This is a genomic window from Syntrophorhabdus sp., assembly GCA_012719415.1.
GTDB lineage: Bacteria > Desulfobacterota > Syntrophorhabdia > Syntrophorhabdales > Syntrophorhabdaceae > Delta-02.
On sequence record JAAYAK010000264.1, the window covers coordinates 1 to 3,864 of the forward strand.

Genomic DNA, 3,864 nt, shown 5'->3' on the forward strand with positions numbered 1-3,864 from the left:
GGTATCGAGGGAGAACATCTCCGAGAAGACGCTCCTCAAGCTCTTGGGGATGTTCGTCATCTCCCGGAAATCGAGGTTCCCCTGGTTGTAGACCCAGCGGAAGAGCTGGCGGGCGCGATACTTCTCCTTGCCAAGCGCTCCTATCTGCGCCTCGAGACGGGAAAGGGTGAGACCGAAAAACTCTTCCATTGCCTGACTGACTCTCCGGTGTGGGTCCTTGACGAACGCGAAACACCATACGATATCAGAAAAAGCTTATTCTTTCAAGATATTCAGAGGGTTAACGCCAATGGCGGCGGGGAGGATGGCCGCGGTGACCCCAGTAACCCCGGGGAGGACCGTGCCACCGCCGGTAGCCCGACCATACGGGATATCGGGGACCCCACCAACGCCACGCATAGGGTCGATACGGATAGCGGTAGGGATACCAGGAATAGCCCCATGCCGGACCTACCCCGACATAGATGTACTCATGAGTGACTGCTGGTGCCGGGATCGCTTCGGGAGGGAAAGCGGCCACCGCCGCACCCGGGTCTGGACCGGCCGGCGCGGGACGCATTGTCGACTGCCGGGGTTCGCTCCCACCACTCGCAGGAAGTTCTGTAGCCCCATCCCTCGCCTTGTTCCATTTGTCCCATTCGTCCGCCGGCCTGTTCGTGGTGTAAACGGGGGCCCTGCCATCCTTCCTCATGACGAGGCGCGTCCCAACGATGATCTTCATCCTGCCCTTCGGCTGGACGACGTAGAGCTCGCCGGCAAAGACCGACACCTCCGTCTCTGACGCCCCGCTGACATCCACGCGGAAGGTGGACCGGTCGAACACGTCAACCTCAGCGGAAGGCGTGCTGAAAAAGAGGGGATATCCCTTGAGGCCCTTATAGTTGACATGGGCCTTGCCGCTCTCGAGCAGGAAGTGAACCGCCCCGCGCTCGATGGAGAGGACCTTGAGCCGACTCCCTCCGGCGACCCTCAACACGCTGCCGTCACGTATGAAGACCTCCGCGTTACCCGGCCCCGCCACCAGGATGGCCTCACCTTCGGCAAGGGCCCTGTTGGCTTTAGCCGGCACTCCCCTGACGGAATTGGCTGCGATGTGCTCGACGGAGCCCTCGACGTAGTTCACGTAAACGGCGCCGGGAGGGGAAGCATGCAGGCCCACACCAAGCACGAGGAGGATGAGAACCATCGTTACCGTTCCTGCCGCTATCTTCATCTCGCCCCTTTCTCGAATCTCTCTATTCTAGCACCTTCTTCACCAGAAGTGCACGCGGTATCAGTTTCTGGCCTGCTTCGCCGGCGCGCTCTGCTGCGCCTTGAGACCGCTGCCGCCGCTTGCGGGTACCGGCTTTGAAGCCTCACTCTTGTCGGGCGCTGCCGCGGGAGGGGCGGCCTTTTCCTTTGCCGGGCTCTGCCTGGCCGCCTGCGGCTCAGCTTTTTCCTTTTGCACCGCGGCCGGCCTCTGCTCCACGCGAGGTGCTGCCTGACGGGGCGCCTGCTGCGCTCTCACGACGGGTTGTGCCGGCCTCTGTATGCTCTGGGCCGCCGGCGCGGTCACGGCTGCGGGCCTCGCCTGCACAGGCGCGCTCACCGACCGGGTAGGGGCATTGCGTGGCGCCGCGGGCTGACGATTCTCTGGAACACGCACTATCGGGGTATTCTGACTGCCGCTCACCGCCATGGTTGGTGAACGTTCTGCCGTCCTTCCAGCCTGCGCCGCACGTTCGGCATTTTGAGGCGGCGCGGTCACGGCTGCGGGCCTCGCCGCGGCCCTATCTGCGACCGGTGCGGATGCCTGAGGGATGACGCGTCCCGGGAACGTGCTGTCCGGTCGCACGGCGGAAGGTGCCGCCGGGACGGGTTGGGGCGTCCCGGAGACGCTCGAGGACCGGCCCACGCCTATTCTTTCCGCGAGAGGCCTCGCATTCACCGGCGATACCGTATTGTTTCCCGTCGTGCCGCGCACCACAGGGGTCGGGACGGAGCCTCCCGTCGCCTTACCCCAAGGTCCACCATCCCTCCTGTCTTCGGGGGTCTTCTTTTCCGCTGCCGGGACGCTTACCCCCGGCTGTCTTGCAGACGCCCCCGTGCCAGGCTGCGTGCCCCTCTTCCCGGCACCCTCGATACGCGTTGCCAGAGACGGTGCGGCGGCAGATCTCTGTCCGACCACCGGGGCCGGCTGCGGCACGGCGCTCGTCTTCTGCGTCGACGCGGACGGGACTCCGCCGCCGCGCGTCGGTGCGGCGGACGTCCGGGGCTGACCCGGCATCCCCGCCTCCGTCTTCGGACGGTCTATGGTCCGCACCGGTTCGCTCTTCGCCCTCGCGGGGACAACACCAGCGGGAAGACTGACCTTCCTCAAGGGCACAGTGCCGGTCTTCTCCACGTTCACTCTGACGGTTTTCGCCCGCAGCATGCTGTCGCGCTCCACGCTGACCACCGCGTCCCTGACGCCGGCGTTCGCGTACGTCGTCCGCGCCGTGCTCACCGAGCGCTCGAGGGTAACATTGTTATATATGGTGTAATTGTTCGTCTGGTGGATGACGGGGGCCCTGCGGCGGTCATAGGTCTCACCGGGGGCGAGCGGAACCCATCCGACGTGTCTCGATGAATGCACCCAGGCGACATGCGCCGGTTCCCAGCGGACATGGCCCCGCGCCGGCGGGACCCAGCACCATCCGGCATGGCGGTGATGGACCCATCGTCCATAATGGTACGGCGCCCAACCCCAGGGCTCGTAGCCGACCCACACGTAGCTTCCCCCGATCCAGACCCAGCGCCCGAAACGATAGGGAGACCAGGTGCTGACGGTTATCACCGTAGGGGCCCAGGCGTAGCCGTACTCCGGGGTATAGACCCATTGTCCGTTCGCGTCGAGATCGGACGAGTACGTCCGGAGCTCCTCGGGCAGGTAGGCGGTACTCTCACCGGTGGACACGGCCGCGAATGTCGCCCTGTCCCTCTCGGTGTTCCACCTCTGCCACTCGTCGGCGGAGCGCAGTCCCATGACGCGGGGAATGGAACCGTCAGCAGCGAGTACGAGGCGCTCCCCGGCCCTGACGGGCATTCGGCCCTTCTGCTCAAGCGCCTGCACTTCACCCTGATAGACGGACACCTCGCTGACCCCGCCGTCGTAGACATCCACCCGCACCGTGGCAGGTTGGGCAACATCAAGCACCGCCGAGGGGGTGTCGAAGAAGATGGGAACATCCTTCGATCCCCGGGCGACGATATAGACCCCTCCCCGATCGAGCTTGAACTGAACGCCCTTCGGTTCGACGGCGACGATCCTCATAACCGAGCTCCTCCCGACACGAACGACGCTCCCATCCTTCAGGAACAGCTCAGCCTTCCCCAACGCCGCTGTCCGGATGGTGTCACCCGCTACAAGGGGCGTGTTCACGGCAGCCTCCATCCATTGGCTGGATCCTGCCTCGGCCAGTTCCACGGTCCCCTCGATGTGCCGCACGTACAGGGTATCGGGATCAGCCCCATAGACCTGACCGGCGACAAGAAGCAGAAGACCCACCAGCAATCCCGTTTGTCTGAGAAATGAACCTTTCATCGGTCTGCCCCCATTCTCGTTCTCGTTGTACGCTGAAGGAGCAATACGCGTACCACCGGGGCTCCTGCTCTCTATTATATTGTAATTACGGCTTTTTATCGAGAAGCAGCCGCAACTTTCACGGCAAGATGTGTCGATGGGGCAATAAAGACGCGACAAATCTGTCGGGGCGGGTCTGCCGGGGATTCCCGCGGCGGGTCATCTTCTTCCCGCTTTCACTCCTTGCGGGCAAGCCACTCCACGGCTTTGCCGGTGATCTCGAAAAAGACTTCGTCCTCCCGCCTGTGGAGGGCCTTCGGGAC

At 64.0% G+C, this 3,864-nt stretch carries 3 protein-coding genes; all 3 read right to left on the minus strand.

Annotated elements, in window-relative coordinates; translation table 11 throughout:
* The coding region (locus GXX82_15555) for a 23S rRNA (adenine(2503)-C(2))-methyltransferase RlmN (GenBank protein ID NLT24457.1) at window positions 1–189 on the minus strand (189 nt) is incomplete at its 3' end.
* Window positions 190–280: 91 nt separating this feature from the next.
* Window positions 281–1,213, minus strand: coding sequence for a FecR domain-containing protein (locus GXX82_15560; GenBank protein NLT24458.1), 933 nt, complete (start codon window positions 1,211–1,213; stop codon window positions 281–283).
* A gap of 60 nt (window positions 1,214–1,273) precedes the next feature.
* Entirely contained in the window at window positions 1,274–3,562 is a 2,289-nt protein-coding gene (locus tag GXX82_15565) for a hypothetical protein (protein ID NLT24459.1), read from the minus strand.
* Window positions 3,563–3,864 lie beyond the last annotated feature (302 nt).

Excerpts from the sequence above, each read along its gene's own strand:
- GXX82_15560 (NLT24458.1), bottom strand. The coding sequence starts at position 1,213 with ATGAAGATAGCGGCAGGAACGGTAACGATGGTTCTCATCCTCCTCGTG.
- GXX82_15565 (NLT24459.1), bottom strand. The coding sequence starts at position 3,562 with ATGAAAGGTTCATTTCTCAGACAAACGGGATTGCTGGTGGGTCTTCTG.